At 72.8% G+C, this 15,459-nt stretch carries 12 protein-coding genes; 3 read left to right on the top strand and 9 right to left on the bottom strand.

What is annotated here, in order from left to right; genetic code table 11:
* Positions 1 to 17 precede the first annotated feature (17 nt).
* The 4 genes from ABD086_RS17775 to lepA all read right to left on the bottom strand — a co-directional run bounded on the left by ABD086_RS17775 (position 18) and on the right by lepA (position 5,458).
* Positions 18 to 1,856 (bottom strand): AMP-dependent synthetase/ligase, encoded by a 1,839-nt coding sequence (locus ABD086_RS17775; protein WP_343908943.1) that lies wholly within the window; start codon positions 1,854 to 1,856, stop codon positions 18 to 20.
* A gap of 58 nt (positions 1,857 to 1,914) precedes the next feature.
* Positions 1,915 to 2,565: an MOSC domain-containing protein gene (locus ABD086_RS17770; protein WP_343908942.1), complete on the bottom strand. Its 651-nt coding sequence runs from the start codon at positions 2,563 to 2,565 to the stop codon at positions 1,915 to 1,917.
* A gap of 26 nt (positions 2,566 to 2,591) precedes the next feature.
* Positions 2,592 to 3,425 (bottom strand): aminoglycoside phosphotransferase family protein, encoded by an 834-nt coding sequence (locus tag ABD086_RS17765; protein WP_343908941.1) that lies wholly within the window; start codon positions 3,423 to 3,425, stop codon positions 2,592 to 2,594.
* Positions 3,426 to 3,595: 170 nt separating this feature from the next.
* Positions 3,596 to 5,458 carry a translation elongation factor 4 gene (gene lepA / locus ABD086_RS17760; protein WP_343908940.1) on the bottom strand — a complete coding sequence of 621 codons (1,863 nt, stop codon included), beginning with the start codon at positions 5,456 to 5,458 and terminating at the stop codon, positions 3,596 to 3,598.
* 66 nt (positions 5,459 to 5,524) lie between these two features.
* On the opposite strand from lepA, the gene ABD086_RS17755 reads away from it, so the two are divergent.
* Together ABD086_RS17755 and rpsT are read left to right on the top strand one after the other, a co-directional pair.
* Complete coding sequence (locus ABD086_RS17755) at positions 5,525 to 6,490, top strand: phosphotransferase (protein WP_343908939.1); 966 nt, start codon at positions 5,525 to 5,527, stop codon at positions 6,488 to 6,490.
* Positions 6,491 to 6,611: 121 nt separating this feature from the next.
* Positions 6,612 to 6,872 carry a 30S ribosomal protein S20 gene (gene rpsT, locus ABD086_RS17750; RefSeq protein WP_343908938.1) on the top strand — a complete coding sequence of 87 codons (261 nt, stop codon included), beginning with the start codon at positions 6,612 to 6,614 and terminating at the stop codon, positions 6,870 to 6,872.
* 127 nt (positions 6,873 to 6,999) lie between these two features.
* On the opposite strand, the gene holA is transcribed toward rpsT, so the two are convergent.
* From holA to leuS, 5 genes are all read right to left on the bottom strand, one after another.
* Positions 7,000 to 7,986, bottom strand: coding sequence for a DNA polymerase III subunit delta (gene holA / locus ABD086_RS17745; protein ID WP_343908937.1), 987 nt, complete (start codon positions 7,984 to 7,986; stop codon positions 7,000 to 7,002).
* Positions 7,987 to 7,998: 12 nt separating this feature from the next.
* Positions 7,999 to 10,239: a ComEC/Rec2 family competence protein gene (locus tag ABD086_RS17740; RefSeq protein WP_343908936.1), complete on the bottom strand. Its 2,241-nt coding sequence runs from the start codon at positions 10,237 to 10,239 to the stop codon at positions 7,999 to 8,001.
* A gap of 1 nt (position 10,240) precedes the next feature.
* A complete protein-coding gene (locus ABD086_RS17735) occupies positions 10,241 to 11,020 on the bottom strand; it encodes a ComEA family DNA-binding protein (RefSeq protein WP_343908935.1) in 780 nt (259 codons plus the stop codon).
* A 97-nt stretch (positions 11,021 to 11,117) separates the two neighbouring features.
* Positions 11,118 to 11,972, bottom strand: coding sequence for a DegV family protein (locus ABD086_RS17730; RefSeq protein WP_343908934.1), 855 nt, complete (start codon positions 11,970 to 11,972; stop codon positions 11,118 to 11,120).
* A 62-nt stretch (positions 11,973 to 12,034) separates the two neighbouring features.
* Complete coding sequence (gene leuS / locus ABD086_RS17725) at positions 12,035 to 14,497, bottom strand: leucine--tRNA ligase (RefSeq protein ID WP_343908933.1); 2,463 nt, start codon at positions 14,495 to 14,497, stop codon at positions 12,035 to 12,037.
* 169 nt (positions 14,498 to 14,666) lie between these two features.
* Between leuS and ABD086_RS17720 the strand changes: the two genes are divergently transcribed.
* On the top strand, positions 14,667 to 15,428 hold the full coding sequence (locus tag ABD086_RS17720) for an SDR family NAD(P)-dependent oxidoreductase (protein WP_343908932.1): 762 nt from the start codon (positions 14,667 to 14,669) through the stop codon (positions 15,426 to 15,428).
* The last annotated feature ends 31 nt before the right edge of the window (positions 15,429 to 15,459 follow it).

The following is a 15,459-nucleotide window of genomic DNA, read 5'->3' as shown; positions in this document are numbered from 1 at the left end:
GCCGACTCGGCAGAAGATCAGCTGTAGAAGCTGTCGATCAGCGCCTTGTTGTTCTCCTCGACGACGTTGCGCTTCACCTTCATCGAGGGGGTCAGCTCGCCCGACTCGATGGTGAGGTCGTGGTCGAGCAGCTTCCACTTCTTGATGGTCTCCCAGCGGTTCAGGTGGGAGTTCAGCTCGTCGACGTACGCACCGACCATCGTCTGGACGGCGTCGGAGTTCACGATCTCGGTGTACGACGCCCCGGCCATGCCGTTCTCCTCGGCCCAGCCCGCCATCGCGTCCGGGTCGAGGGTGACCAGCGCGACCACGAAGTTGCGCTCGTTGCCGAAGACCAGGAACTGGCTGGCGTAGGGGCAGATTGCCTTGAACTTCGACTCGATCGCGGACGGCGCGACGTACTTGCCGCCCGAGGTCTTGAAGAGGTCCTTGATCCGGCCGGTGATGGTCAGGAAGCCGTCCTCGTCGAGGCTGCCCTTGTCGCCGGTGCGGAGCCAGCCGTCGGGGGTCAGCGTCTTCTCGGTCTCCTCCGGGAGGTTGTGGTAGCCGGCCATCACGTGCGGGCCGCGCAGCATCACCTCGTCGTTCTCGCCGATCTTGACCTCGCTGCCGGGCAGCGCCGGGCCGACCGTGCCGATCTTGTAGTCGGCCGGGTGGTTGACAGTGGCGCCGGCGGCGTTCTCGGTCATGCCGTAGCCCTCGAGGATCAAGATGCCGGCGGCGTGGAACCACTCGGCGATCTCGGCGTTCAGGGCGGCGGAGCCGGAGATGAAGAACCGCACCCGGCCGCCGAAGCGCTCGCGCACCTTGCTGAAGACCAGCTTGTCGAAGAGGCCGTGCTGCACGCCGAGCAGGAGCGGGACCGACCTGCCCTCGCGCTTGCGCCGGTCGACGTCGATGCCGACCTCGAACGCCCGCTTGAAGATCTTCTCCTTCAGGCCGCCCTCGGCCGCCTGCATGGTGACGATCCGGCCGTGCGCCTTCTCGAAGATGCGCGGCGCCGCGCCCATGAACGTCGGCTTCACCACGCCCAGGTTGTCCACGATCTTGTCCACGCGGCCGTCGATGGCCGTGGCGAAGCCGCACGCCAGCTGCGCGGAGAGCAGCACCTTGCCGAACGAGTGCGCCATCGGCAGCCACAGGAACTGCAGGTCGTCCTCGTGGAGGATGTCCTGCACCTGGATCGCCGTGCCCTCGTAGACCCAGGCCCGGTGCAGCAGCCGCACGCCCTTGGGGCGGCCGGTCGTGCCGGAGGTGTAGATCAGCGTCGCGAGCTGATCGGACGGGATCGCCCGGGCGGTCTCCTCGACGATGCCGGGATGCTCGGCGAGGTAGGCCTCGCCCAGCTTCGCCAGGTCGTCGAGGCCGATGATCCAGTCGCCGTCGGTCGTCCCGTCGAAGGTGACCACCTTGCCCAGGTGCGGCAGCTCGTTGCGGTGCTCCTTGAGCTTGGCGATCTGCTCGTCGTCCTCGGCGAAGACCACGCGGCTCTCGGAGTCGCCGAGGATGTACGCCGTGTCCTCGCTGTTGGTCGACGGGTAGACCGTGGTCGTGGCGCCCGCGGCGCACATCACGGCGAGGTCGGCGAGGATCCACTCGTACCGGGTCGAGGAGGCGATGCCGACCCGCTGCTCGGGCTGCAGCCCGAGCGAGAGGAGGCCGGCGGCGAGCTTCTCGACGAGGTCCCCGGCCTGCCGCCAGGTGACGGACTCCCAGCCCTCCCCCCGGGGGTACCGGAACGCCTCCAGGTCCGCGGAGGCGGCGACGCGGTCGAGGAACTGCATCGCGAAGTTCTGGGTCAGGTTGTCGACGAAGCCGGCGTCGTAGTTGGGGACACTGCTGGCCTGGGCGGTCATCTCACTCCTGCAGGGCGGCCGAGACGGACGGGGATGCGAGTAACCTAGATCACTTCACTTACCCGCGGGTAGCGACCCCGTACTTCTCCGCGGCTTCCCGCGCCTCGGCGACCAGCCCGTCGACCTTCAGCAGCTCCGGGAGCAGCTCCGCCTGCGTGGTCAGCGCCCGGAACATCGTGCTGACGGTCACGCCGTGGCCCGGGCGGTGGACCACGCCGATCTCGTCGCCCGCGCCGATCTCGCCCTCGGTCAGCACCCGCAGGTAGGGGCCCGGGCGGCCCACCTCGGCGAACCGCTTGACCCACCGGCGGTTGTCGAACCCGCCGAGGCCCACCCAGTTCTTGAAGTCGTTGCACGGGATTCGCACGCTGGCGACCTCGAACTCGGCGGTGCCGATCCGCCAGCGCTCCCCCACCTCGGCCTCGTTGACGTCGATGCCCTGGGTGGTGAGGTTCTCGGCGAACATCCCGTCCCGGATGTCGCCACCGAGCTCGGCGGCCCACCAGTCGAGGTCCTCCCGCGCGAAGACGTAGACCGCCTGGTCGACACCGCCGTGGTGCTTCTTGTCGCCCACGTCGTCACCGTCGAGGCCGAGCGTGCGGGCCGCGACCCGCCCGGCCACCGGCGTCTTGTGCATCGCCGAGAAGCCGAGGTTGGCGTACGGCGCGTCGCGGACGAGGCCGACGTTCACGGAGACGACGGAGGGCATGGCGCCCATCCTCGCAGGAGACCGCGTCACTCCTGGACCGATTTGGCGATCGTGACGCACCGGGTGACCCAGTCCGCGTCGTCCGGCTCCCCCATCGCGTTGGCCACCATCCGGAAGACGACCCAGTCCCGCGCGCGGTCCTCGTCGAGCCCGGCGGCGTCGACCGTGGCGTGGAAGCGCGCCCGCACCCCGCGGCGGACGCCCTGCCCGACGGGGTCGGTGAGCTCCGCCCACCGGTTCCACAGCAGCGGCGCCACCTCGTAGTGCGGGTCGCCGCTGAGCGGCTTGGGGTCGATGACCAGCCACGGCTCCCGGTCGGCGGCGAGCACGTTGTCGTAGTGCAGGTCGGTGTGGATCAGCCGGCCGTCGGTGCGCTCGTCGGCCAGGAAGTCGCGACCGAGCGCCACCGCCTGCTCCACCAGCCGCCGCGGGACCGGCGCGTCCCGCGGCAGCTCGCGCAGCCCCTCGACCCACCGGCGCACGCACGACGAGAGGGTCACGAACTGCGGGCCGGCGGGCACGTGCAGCCGCGGGTAGAACGAGGCCACGACCTCGCACGCCTCCACGTCCCACATCCCGCCGAGGTCCTCGACGTGCAGCCGCTCGAGGAGCAGCGCGAACCGGCGCGGGTCCGCCCGCAGCAGGCGTACGGCGCCGTCGCCGCGCCAGTGCTGCAGCGCGAGGTGCTCGAGCTCGGCCTCCCAGTGAGGGGTGCTCACCTTCAGCGCGGCGGGCCCGCCCGCCGCCGTGCGCACCGGCAGCACGATCGCGCACCTCCCGAAGCGCGGCGCGCCGTCCGGGGTCAGCTGCCACTCCTCCAGCAGCTCGCGCGGAAGCGCCGGCCGGCCGTCGATCGTCACTCCTCGACTCTGGCAGAGGGTGCCTCAGGGCCACCCCACCGCGTCGCGCTCGGCTTCGACGCCTTGGTGGGATGGCCCATGTCCTTTGATACCCGCCGGGGTATGTGCCGGGGCAGGGCACAAGGTCACCGGGCACCTCCGCAGAAGGTCACCGCGGGGCCGGGACCCGGCTACTTCTTGGACTTCTCCGCGGGCTGGGTGGTGGAGAGCGCGGCGACGAAGGCCTCCTGCGGGACCTCGACCCGCCCGACCATCTTCATCCGCTTCTTGCCCTCCTTCTGCTTCTCGAGCAGCTTGCGCTTGCGGGTGATGTCGCCGCCGTAGCACTTGGCGAGCACGTCCTTGCGGATCGCCCGGATGTTCTCGCGGGCGATCACCCGGGCGCCGATCGCGGCCTGGATCGGGACCTCGAACTGCTGCCGCGGGATCAGCTCCTTGAGCTTGCTGGCCATCATCACGCCGTAGGAGTACGCCGCCTCGCGGTGCACGATCGCCGAGAACGCGTCGACGGGCTCGCCCTGCAGCAGGATGTCGACCTTGACCAGGTCGGCGGCCTGCTCGCCGGAGCGCTCGTAGTCCAGGGAGGCGTAGCCCTTGGTGCGGGACTTCAGCTGGTCGAAGAAGTCGAAGACGATCTCGCCCATCGGCAGCGTGTAGCGCATCTCGACCCGGTCCTCGGACAGGTAGTCCATGCCGAGCAGGGTGCCGCGCTTGGTCTGGCAGAGCTCCATGATCGTGCCGATGTAGTCCGCCGGGCTCAGGATCGTGGCCCGCACGACCGGCTCGCGGACCTCGGCGATCTTGCCCTCGGGGAACTCGCTGGGGTTGGTCACCTCGACCTCCGAGCCGTCCTCCATGACGACGTCGTAGACGACGTTCGGCGCCGTGGAGATCAGGTCGAGGCCGAACTCGCGCTCGAGGCGGTCGCGGGTGATCTCCATGTGCAGCAGGCCCAGGAAGCCGCAGCGGAAGCCGAAGCCGAGCGCGCCCGAGGTCTCGGGCTCGTAGGTCAGCGCGGCGTCGTTGAGCTCGAGCTTCTCCAGCGCCTCGCGCAGGTCGCCGAACCGGTCGCCGTCGATCGGGTAGAGACCGGCGTAGACCATCGGGTTGGGGTGCTTGTAGCCGCCCAGCGGCTCGGTCGCGCCGTGGTGCTGGGTGGTGACCGTGTCGCCGACCCGGGACTGCCGGACGTCCTTCACACCGGTGATCAGGTAGCCGACCTCGCCGACCCCGATCTCGCCGGCCTTGACCTGCTCGGGGCTGATCACCCCGAGCTCGAGCAGCTCGTGGGTCGCGCCGGTCGACATCATCTTGATCCGGTCGCGGTGGGTGAGCTTGCCGTCGACCACCCGGACGTAGGTGATCACCCCGCGGTAGGTGTCGTAGACCGAGTCGAAGATCAGCGCGCGGGCGGGCTTGTCGGCGGCGCCGACCGGCGGCGGGGTCTGCTTGACGATCTCGTTGAGCAGCCCCGGCACGCCGAGGCCCGTCTTGGCGCTGACCCGGAGCACCTCCGACGGGTCGCACCCGACCAGGCCGGCGAGCTCGGCGGCGTACTTGTCGGGGTTGGCGCCGGGCAGGTCGATCTTGTTGAGCACCGGGATGATGTGCAGGTCCGCGCCCATCGCGAGGTAGAGGTTGGCCAGCGTCTGGGCCTCGATGCCCTGGGCGGCGTCGACCAGCAGGATCGCGGCCTCGCACGCCTCGAGCGACCGGGACACCTCGTAGGTGAAGTCGACGTGGCCGGGGGTGTCGATCATGTTGAGCACGTAGGTGCCGGGCTCGGCGCCCTCGTCGTTGCCGGCCGGGACGGTCCACGGCATCCGGACCGCCTGGCTCTTGATCGTGATGCCGCGCTCCCGCTCGATGTCCATCCGGTCGAGGTACTGCGCCCGGGCGCTCCGCTCGTCGACCACACCGGTCAGCTGCAGCATCCGGTCGGCCAGGGTCGACTTGCCGTGGTCGATGTGGGCGATGATGCAGAAGTTCCGGATGATCTCCGGAGGCGTCTGGCCGGGCAGAGGTGCGCTCATGATGTGGCCATTGTTCCATCGCGACCTCGAAACCCCTCACTCGTGGGCGTCCGCGAGGATGAACCGGTGACCTCGCCGCGCCTCCCCACGACGATCCCCCACGGCCGCACCGCGCGCCGGCTGGAATGGCCGCACCTGCCGCCGCACCTGCGGGCCCTGATCGAGCGGCGCTGCGGGTCGCCGGTGGCGTCCGCGCAGAGCCAGGGTGCCGGGTTCACCCCCGGGTTCGCGTCCGTGCTCACCTGCGAGGACGGCACCCGGCACTTCGTGAAGGCCGCCTCCCAGAAGGCGCAGCGGATGTTCGCCGACGCCTACCGCGAGGAGGCGCGCAAGCTGGCCGCGCTGCCGGCGGACGCCCCCGCCCCGCGGCTGCTGTGGACCCACGACGCCGACGACTGGATGGTGCTCGGCATCGAGTACGTCGAGTCCCGCCAGCCGCGCCGCCCCTGGCGGGCCGAGGACCTCGATCGCTGCCTCGGCATGACCGCTGCCGCCGCCGAGATGCTCACCCCGGCCGCTCGGGAGCTGGCGCTGCCGTCGTTCGGCGAGGAGTACGCCGACTGGCCGGCGTACTGGGACACGCTGCGGGCCGCTCCCCCGGACCTCCCCGGGCTCGCCGAGCACCTCGACGAGGCGGCGGCGCTCGCGGCGAGGTTCGCCGGCGTCACGGCCGGGTCGACGGTCGTCCACATGGACATCCGCGACGACAACATCCTGCTCACGGCCGACGGCCGGGTGCTGTTGTGCGACTGGAACTTCCCGGTCGAGGGCGCCGCGTGGCTCGACACCATGGTGCTGATGATCGGCCCCCGGGGCGACGGCCACGACGTGGATGCGCTGCTGGCCGCGCACCCGATCACCCGCGACGTGCCGGCCGAGTCCGTCGACGTGGTGCTCGCGCTGGTCACGGGGTACTTTCTGGCGTCGGCACGGCAACCCGTGCCCCCGACCTCGCCGTACGTCCGCGACGCGCAGCGGTGGCAGGGGCAGGTGTGCTGGGACTGGCTCGCCGAGCGGCGGGGCTGGGCGTAGCGCTCGTTTTGGCGGCCGCGCGCGCCGCTGCTAGCCTTGATCTTCGCGTGTCCGGCTGTCCGCACGCCGATACGCACCACCAGACCTCTCATCCAGCACACCGACGACGAAGGCGCATGTAGTGGCGAACATCAAGTCCCAGATCAAGCGGAACAAGCAGAACGAGAAGCGGCACGAGCGCAACAAGGCCGTCAAGACCGGTCTGAAGTCCGCCGTGCGCAAGTTCCGCGAGGCCGCCGAGGCCGGCGACAAGGACACGGCGCTCGTGGCCGGCCGCGAGGCCGCCAAGAAGCTCGACAAGGCCGTCTCCAAGGGCGTCATCCACAAGAACCAGGCCGCGAACCGCAAGTCCGCGATCGCCCGGAAGGCCGCCTCCCTCTGAGTCGTCCCTGAGTCTTTCCTGACCGGCCCGCCAGCTCACGCTGGCGGGCCGTTCTGCGTCTCTGGCCGGGGCGGCGCCCGGTGAGCTGGCTGCGGCCTGCGACGGCGCGAGGGGCAGTGCCTCCCCGTCAGCGGGGCTCGCGGAGGTCGGTCACCGTGAGCACCAGCCGCTCCAGCGTGTAGGACGCGTCGCTGGCCGCGCCCTTGATGTCGGCATCGGCCTGGGCGATGGCGCGGATCGCCCGCGAGATGCCGCCCTCGGACCACCCGCGGGTCTGGTCGCGGACGATGCGCAGCTTCCACGGCGGCACGCCGACCTCGCGGGCCAGGTCGGCCTCGCGCATCCCGCGGGGCGCGGTCATGTACCGGGCCAGGCCGCGGGCGCCCGAGGCGAACGCCGCGGTCACCAGGACCGGGGCCGTCCCGCCGTCGAGGGCCCAGCGGAGCTCCTCCAGCGCGACCGTCCGCCGCCCGAAGAGCGCGGCGTCGGCGACGGCGAACGACTTGGCCTCCGCCCGGCCGCCGAAGTACTGCTTGACCTTCGCCTCGGTGATCGGCTCGCCCGCGAAGTCGCTGGCGAGCTGGTGGGCCGCGGCGGCCAGGGCGCGGAGGTCCTGGCCGACCGCCTGCACCAGCGCGTCCGCCGCCTCCCGCTCGATCGTCGTGCCGTGGCTGCGCACCTCGGCCGCCACGAAGCCGGGGTACTCCGACGCCCGGAGCTCCCCGGACTTCACCTCGGTGACCGGGGCCAGCTTCCGCAGCTTGGTGAGCACCCCCGAGCCCTTGGGTCCCCCGCCGTGGACGAGGACCAGGGCCACCTCGTCGGCCGGCGCCGCGGCATAGGTCAGCAGCCCCTCGACCGACTCCTCGGGCAGGTTCTCCAGCGCGCGGACGACCACGCACCGGATGCTGGAGAACAGCGACGGCGCCGCCAGCTCGCCCAGGGTGGCGAGCGTCAGGTCGGACGCGGGTGTCTCGGAGAGCTCGGCCTCCGGGTCGTGGTGCCGGACCGCCTCGCGGACGGCGGCGACGGTGCGCTCGTTGAGGAACTCCTCCTTGCCGGTCACCAGCGTGACCCGGCCGAGGACGTCTGCCGCGCGGGGTGAGCTCGCCATGGTGCCCACACCCTAGTGCGTGGCCACCGACAGCCCGCCGCCGTCCTCGACCACCGCGACGGCGCCGTCCCGGTCGGTGCGGTAGACGTCCATCCCGGCCGCGGCGAGCGGCTCCAGCGTCTCGGGTGCCGGGTGGCCGTAGTCGTTGTCGGCGCCGACCGAGGTGACCGCGATCCGGGCGCCGAGGGACAGCAGCCAGTCCTCGTCCTGGTAGCGGCTGCCGTGGTGCGGCACCTTGAGGACGTCCACGGTCAGCCGCGGGTAGGTGCGCGCCAGGACCGCCTGGCCCTCCGGCTCGACGTCGCCGGTCAGCAGCAGCCGGACGCCACGGACCTCGGCCAGCAGCACCACGCTGGCCTCGTTGGCGGTGCTGCCGTCCCCGGGCCCGACCGTCGGGGAGTCCGGCGGCGGCCAGAGCGCCTGCAGGGTCACGCCTCCGACCCGCTGGACGGTGCCGTACGGCGCCGGCACGGGGTCGGTGACCGCGTCCACCTCGGCGACGCCCTGGGGCGGGTCGAGCAGCCGGGTCGTCTCCACGGCCCCGACGGCCCGACCGTCGAGCACCCCGCTGATCCCGTCGACGTGATCGGCGTGGAAGTGGGTCAGCACCAGCAGCGGCACGGTCTCGATCCCGAGATCGTCGAGGCAGGCGTCGACCAGCCCCGGGTCGGGGCCGGCGTCGACGACGACCGCGGCGTGCGGCCCCGCGTTGAGCACCAGCGCGTCGCCCTGGCCGACGTCGCAGGCGACGAGGACCCAGCCCGCCGGTGGCCAGCCGGGCGTCGGCACGCGGACGAGCACCGCGAGCACCAGCAGCGCGCAGCAGGCCAGGCCCGTCGAGGGCCGGCGCAGCAGGACCGGTCCGGCCAGCACCACGGCCACGACCAGGACGGTCAGCAGCGCCAGCGCCGCCGCGCCGGTCCCCCAGCCCGCCGCCGCCGTCGGCAGCGCGGCTCCCCGGGTCGCCACCACGACGAGCCAGGACACGCACCACCCGGCACCGGTCCCGAGCAGCCGGCCGAGCGGGTCCCACACCAGCCCGGCGAGGCCGCCGGCCAGCCCGAGCACGGTCGCCGGGCCGACGGCCGGCGCCGCCGCCAGGTTGGCCGCGACGGCGACCAGGCTCACCTGGCCGGACAGCGCCGCCACGACCGGCGTGCAGGCCAGCTGCGCCGCGGCGGGGATCGCAACCGCCTCCGCGACCCAGCGCGGCAGCCACCGGGCCAGCGCGTCGCGCCAGCCGGGGGCGAGCAGCAGGATCCCGCCGGTGGCGAGCACCGACAGCGCGAACCCCGGCGACCCGGCCAGGCCCGGCTGGACCAGCAGCAGGGCCAGCACCGCGACCCCGAGCGTCCGGGCGCCCCGCCGGCGGCCGTCGGTGCCCATCGCGAACAGCGCGACGGTGCCCATCACCGCGGCCCGCAGCACGCTCGGCTCGGTGCGCGCGAGGAGCACGAACCCCACGATCCCCGCGGCGCCGACGGCGTAGAGCCACCGCCCGCGCACCCCGCACCAGCGCGCGACCAGGAGCAGGAACCCGACGACCAGTGTCAGGTTGGTGCCCGAGACCGCGAGCAGGTGCGTGAGGCCGGTCGTCCGGAAGTCGTCCGCCAGGGCGGAGCTCACCCCCGCGTCGTCACCGTCGACCAGGGCCGGGACCAGCGCGCGCTGGGCGTCCGGCCGGCCGGCGACCGCCTCGCGGATCGACGCGCGCACCGCGGCGGCGGCGTCCCACCACGGGTCCGGGTCGCCGGTGACGGTGGGCGGCCCGCGGGCGCCGAGGACGGCGGCGAGGTCGGCGTCGTCGGCGGGCGACAGCTGCCCGGTGGTCTCGACCGTGCTGCCCAGCGGGACGTCGCTCCAGTCGGTGTCCCCGAGCACGAGGACCGGCGCTCGGACCGCGTACGACGCGCCGCGGCCGGTCACCCGCCGGACGTCGAGGCGGGTCACGACGACCTCGTCGTAGCGGCCAGCGGTCCGGCGGGGGTCGCTGGTCACGACCCCGGTCAGCCGCACCGTCGCGCCGTCGGTGGCCAACCCGGCGACCGGGCTGCCGGCGACCTGTTCCGCGCGGATGACCGCGACGCCCGCCGTGGCGGCGAGCACCAACGCCGCCGCCCCGGCCGCGCGCGACCACCGCACCGCCACCACGCCGACCACGGCGAGCAGCGCCCACCAACCCAGCCACCGGCCGCCGAGCGCGCCGGCCCAGGCGGCACCGCCGAGCAGCAGCATCCGCAGGTCGGTGCGCACGTCAGACCGTCACGTACGGCGCGACCTGGCTCAGCGTGGCGTCGCCGATGCCGTCGACCTCGAGCAGCTCGTCGACGGCGGTGAAGCCGCCGTGCTCGTCACGCCACTGGAGGATCGCCTGGGCGGTCACGGGCCCGACCTCGGGCAGCGACTCGAGCTCGCTCTGCGACGCGGTGTTGAGGTTCACCAGCGGCCCGCCGGGCGCACCGGGTGACGCCAGGGCGGACGCCGCGGCGCCGGCCGGCGCCGGCACGCCCACGACGACCTGCTCGCCGTCCACCAGGACGCGGGCCAGGTTGAGCCCGGACAGGTCCACCCCGGGCCGCGCTCCCCCGGCCGCCTCCAGCGCGTCCACGACGCGGGCGCCGGCGTCGAGCACGACGATGCCGGGACGTCGCACCTTGCCCGTGACGTCGACGGTCACCGACCCGGTGGCCGCGCTCGCCGAGGCCGACGCGGCGACGGGCGAGGCGTCGACGAGCGGTGGCGCGGAGGCCACCGAGACCGGCGGCGGCGCCTCGACCCGCTCCGCCTGGCCGCGCAGCACCCACCAGCACGTCACCACCAGGCCCGCCGCCAGCAGCACGGCGACCACGGCGAGCTGGGCCGGGCCCAACGCGATCCGCCCCCGCAGCGGCTCGGGCAGCAGGGAGACGGAGCGTCGGGCCGCGTGCCGTCCGGGGACGGGGACCGGCGGCGCCGGCGGCTCGGCGGCCGGCTCCGGGCGGAGCAGCGCGAGCCGGCGGGAGACGACGTCCTGGTGGTCGGTGGATCGGGCCATGCGGCGACGCTAGGCAGCCGGGCCGACGACCCGCCGGTCGCGACGAGCCGCCTGGGGAGGACGCCGCCGGAGCCGCCTCCTGTGGACGGTGACCGGGTCAGAGCCGGGGCGCCACGCAGACCGCGATCATGCCCGGACCCACGTGCGCGCCGAGCACGGCACCGAGCTCGCCGCACCAGACCTCGCGGCCGCCCAGGTTCGCCTCCAGCCGCTGGCCCAGCCGCTCGGCGAGCTGCCCGGCCCGCTCCGGGCTGGCCAGGTGCGCGACGCAGACGTCGACGTCCGCCTCCCCGGCCGCCTGGACCGCGAGCTCCTCGAGCCGCGCCAGCGCGCGCCCCGACGTGCGCACCCGCTCCAGCGAGGCGACCGTGCCGTCCTCGATCTGGAGCAGCGGCTTCACGGCGAGCGCGCCGCCGAACAGCGCGGCCGCGGCGCCGATCCGGCCACCGCGGCGCAGGTACTCCAGGGTGTCGACGTAGAACAGCGACGACGTCGCCTCCGCCCGGGCGCGCGCGGCGGCGGCCGCCTCGTCGGCGGTGCCGCCGGCGTCGAGCACGTCGGCGGCGGCGAGCACCGCGAACCCGGTGGCCACCCCGACCTGCCGGGTATCCACCGGTACGACGCGGACGGACGCGTCCCGGGCGGCCAGCTGGGCCGACTCGTAGGTCCCGCTCATCTCGCCCGACAGGTGCACCGACACGATCTCGGTCGCGCCGTCGCGCGCCGCCTGCTCGTAGACCTCCAGCAGCGCCGCCGGGCTCGGCCGCGACGTGCTGACCGGCTTCCACTCGCGCAGCGCGGCCGCGACCAGCTCCGGGGTGGCACCGTCGGCGCCCTCGTCGTACACGGTCGCGCCGATCACCACCTGGAGCGGCACGACCACGATCCCCCGCTCGACCGCCAGCTCCGGTGGGAGGCTGGCGGTCGAGTCGGTGACGATCACGGCCGGCATGGCGCCGAGATTAGAGCACAGTGCTGGACGACGACCTCAGACGACGACCTCAGACGACGACCTCAGACGACGACGTTGACCAGCTTCGGCGCCCGCACGATGACCTTGCGGACCTCGCGGCCGTCGATCGCCTTCGCCACCGCGGGGTCGGCCAGGGCCAGCCGCTCCAGGTCCGCCTCGCTGATGTCGGGCGCCACCTCCAGCCGGGCCTTGACCTTGCCCTGGATCTGGACGACCGCGGTCACGGACTCCTCGACCAGCAGCGCGGGGTCGACGGCCGGCCAGCCGGCGCGGGCCACGGTGGGCTCGTGGCCCAGCCGCTCCCACATCTCCTCCGCCGTGTACGGCGCCACCAGCGACAGCAGGATCGCGACCGCCTCGGCCGCCTCGCGCACGGCGGGGTCGGCCGGGCCGGCCCCGGAGTCGATCGCCTTGCGGGTGGCGTTCACCAGCTCCATGATCCGGGCGACCATCACGTTGAACCGGTACGACTCGACCAGCTCGGCGGCGTCGTGCACGGTGTGCGCCGTGACCCGCCGCAGCGCGACGTCCCCGCCCTCGGGGGGCGTGCCGGGTGCCGACGTGACGTCACCGGACAGCCGCCAGGCGCGCTGCAGGAACCGCAGCGAGCCCGCGGGCGACACGTCGGCCCAGTCGATGTCGTCCTCCGGCGGGCCGGCGAAGACCAGGGTGACCCGGACGGCGTCCACTCCGAACTCCGCGAGTTGGTCCCCCAGACTGACGCCGTTGCCCAGCGACTTGCTCATCTTCTTGCCCTGGTTGATGACGATGCCCTGGTTCAGCTGGGACGCGAACGGCTCCCGGACCTCCAGCATCCCCATGTCGGCCAGCACCTTGGTGAAGAAGCGCGCGTACAGCAGGTGCAGCACCGCGTGCTCGACCCCGCCGACGTAGATGTCGGCGGGCATCCAGGTCTTCGCCTTCTCCACGTCGAACGGGCCGTCGGTGTAGTGGGGCGAGCAGTAGCGCAGGAAGTACCACGACGAGTCGACGAACGTGTCCATCGTGTCGCTGTCCCGCCTCGCCGGCCCCCCACAGCTCGGGCAGGCGACGTTCACCCACTCCTCGGCCGCGGCCAGCGGCGAGACGCCCTTGGGCTTCAGGTCGGCGCCCCGCAGCTCGGGCAGCTCGACCGGCAGCTGCTCGTACGGTACGGCGACCTCGCCGCACCGCTCGCAGTGCACGATCGGGATCGGCACGCCCCAGTAGCGCTGCCGGCTCAGCAGCCAGTCACGCAGCCGGAAGTTGACCGTGCCCTCGCCGGTGCCGTCGGCCTCCAGCCGCTCGATGATCGCGCGGATGCCGCTGGCCTTGTCGGTCATGCCGTCCAGCGGCCCGGAGTTCACGTAGACGCCGTCACCGGTCGTGGCGATCCCCGTCTCCTCCGGGTTCGGCTCACCGGTGTCGACGACGCGCCGCACGGGCAGGCCGAACTTCCTCGCGAAGTCCAGGTCGCGCTGGTCGTGCGCCGGCACGGCCATGATCGCGCCGGTCCCGTAGTCGGCCAGCACGTAGTCCGACGCCCACACCGGGATCCGCTCGCCGTTGACCGGGTTCACGGCGTGCACGCCCAGGAAGACGCCGGTCTTGGGCCGCTCGGTCGACAGCCGGTCGATCTCCGACTCCTTGCGGACGTCCTCCAGGTAGGCCTCGTACGCCGGGCGCTGCTCGTCGGTCACCAGCTCGGCGGCCAGCTTCGCGTCCGCGGCGACGACCATGAACGTCGCGCCGTACAGCGTGTCCGGACGCGTCGTGTAGACGGTGATCGGCTCCTCGCGGCCCTCGACCCGGAAGTGGACGTGGGCGCCCTCGGAGCGGCCGATCCAGTTGCGCTGCGCGGTGACGACGCGCGCCGGCCAGGTCGGCTCCAGCTCGTCCAGGCAGTCCAGCAGCTCCTGGGCGTACTCGGTGATCCGGAAGTACCACTGGGTCAGCTCGCGCTTGGTGACCTCGGCGCCGCAGCGCTCGCAGCGGCCGTCGACGACCTGCTCGTTGGCCAGCACGGTCTGGTCGTTGGGGCACCAGTTGACCGGGCTGTTCTTCCGGTACGCCAGGCCGCGCTCGCGGAACTTCAGGAACAGCCACTGGGTCCAGCGGTAGTACTCCGGGTCGGAGGTGTGCAACCGGCGCGACCAGTCGAACGAGACGGCGTACCGCTTGAACGACTCGTACTGGGTCTCGATGTTGGCGTAGGTGTAGGTCGCCGGGTGCTCGTTGTTGCGGATCGCCGCGTTCTCGGCGGGCAGGCCGAAGGAGTCCCAGCCCATCGGGTTCATGACCTCGTAGCCGCGCTGCCACCAGTAGCGGGCGATCACGTCGTGCAGGGCGGTGACCTCGGCGTGCCCCATGTGCAGGTCGCCGGAGGGGTACGGGAACATCGTCAGCGCGTACTTCTTCTCGCGCGGCGAGTCGTCGTCGGCGCGGAAGGGGTCCAGCCGCTCCCACACCGGCAGCCACTTGTCCTGGACCGCCTGGATGTCGTAGGTCTCCTGCTCGCTGCTCATCTCGTCTCTCTCATGCTCTGGCTCATGCACTGGTGGTCGGCTCCGGGCACAAAAAAACCCCTCGTGGACGAGGGGCAGCCGCGTCGAGTCGTGCGCGTCGACGCGGCTAGGTAAGGAGCAGGGTCCTCTGCATGCGTTCATGCTACCGCGTGCTGACACGATGGGGCGCATGACCATCACCGACCTCTTCCGACTCGACGGCAAGGTCGCCGTCGTCACCGGCGCGTCCAGCGGCCTCGGCGTCGCCTTCGCCCAGGGGCTCGCCGAGGCGGGCGCGGACGTCGCGCTCGGCGCCCGGCGCGTGGACCGGCTCGCGGACACCGCGAAGCTGGTCGAGGCCACCGGCCGCCGCGCCCTGACCGTCGCGACCGACGTCGCCGACCCCGACTCCTGCACGAACCTGGTCGCGCTCGCGATGGAGGAGTTCGGGCGCGTCGACGTCCTGGTCAACAACGCCGGCATCGGGACGGCGGTGCCCGCGACCCGGGAGACGCCCGAGCAGTTCCGGCAGGTGATCGACGTCAACCTCAACGGCTGCTACTGGATGGCGCAGGCCTGCGGCCGGGTGATGCAGCCCGGGTCCAGCATCGTCAACATCAGCTCGGTGCTCGGCCTCACCACCGCCGGGCTCCCCCAGGCGGCGTACGCCGCCTCGAAGGCCGGCCTGATCGGGCTCACCCGCGACCTGGCGCAGCAGTGGACCGGCCGCAAGGGCATCCGCGTGAACGCGATCGCGCCCGGCTTCTTCGAGTCCGAGATGACCGACCAGTACCCGCCGGGCTACCTGGAGTCCCAGCAGCCGCGGATCCCCGCCGGCCGCAAGGGTGACCCCGCCGAGCTGGCGGCGACGGTCGTGTTCCTGGCGTCGGACGCCTCGGCGTACGTCACCGGGCAGACGCTCGCCGTCGACGGGGGCATGACGATCACCTGACGCGGATCCGGCGTACTCCCGGTACGTTCTC

The organism is Nocardioides aquiterrae (assembly GCF_039526625.1).
Classification (GTDB): Bacteria; Actinomycetota; Actinomycetes; order Propionibacteriales; family Nocardioidaceae; genus Nocardioides; species Nocardioides aquiterrae.
The sequence above is the reverse complement of the archived record's forward strand: the minus strand, read 5'-3'. Positions and strand labels throughout refer to the sequence as shown.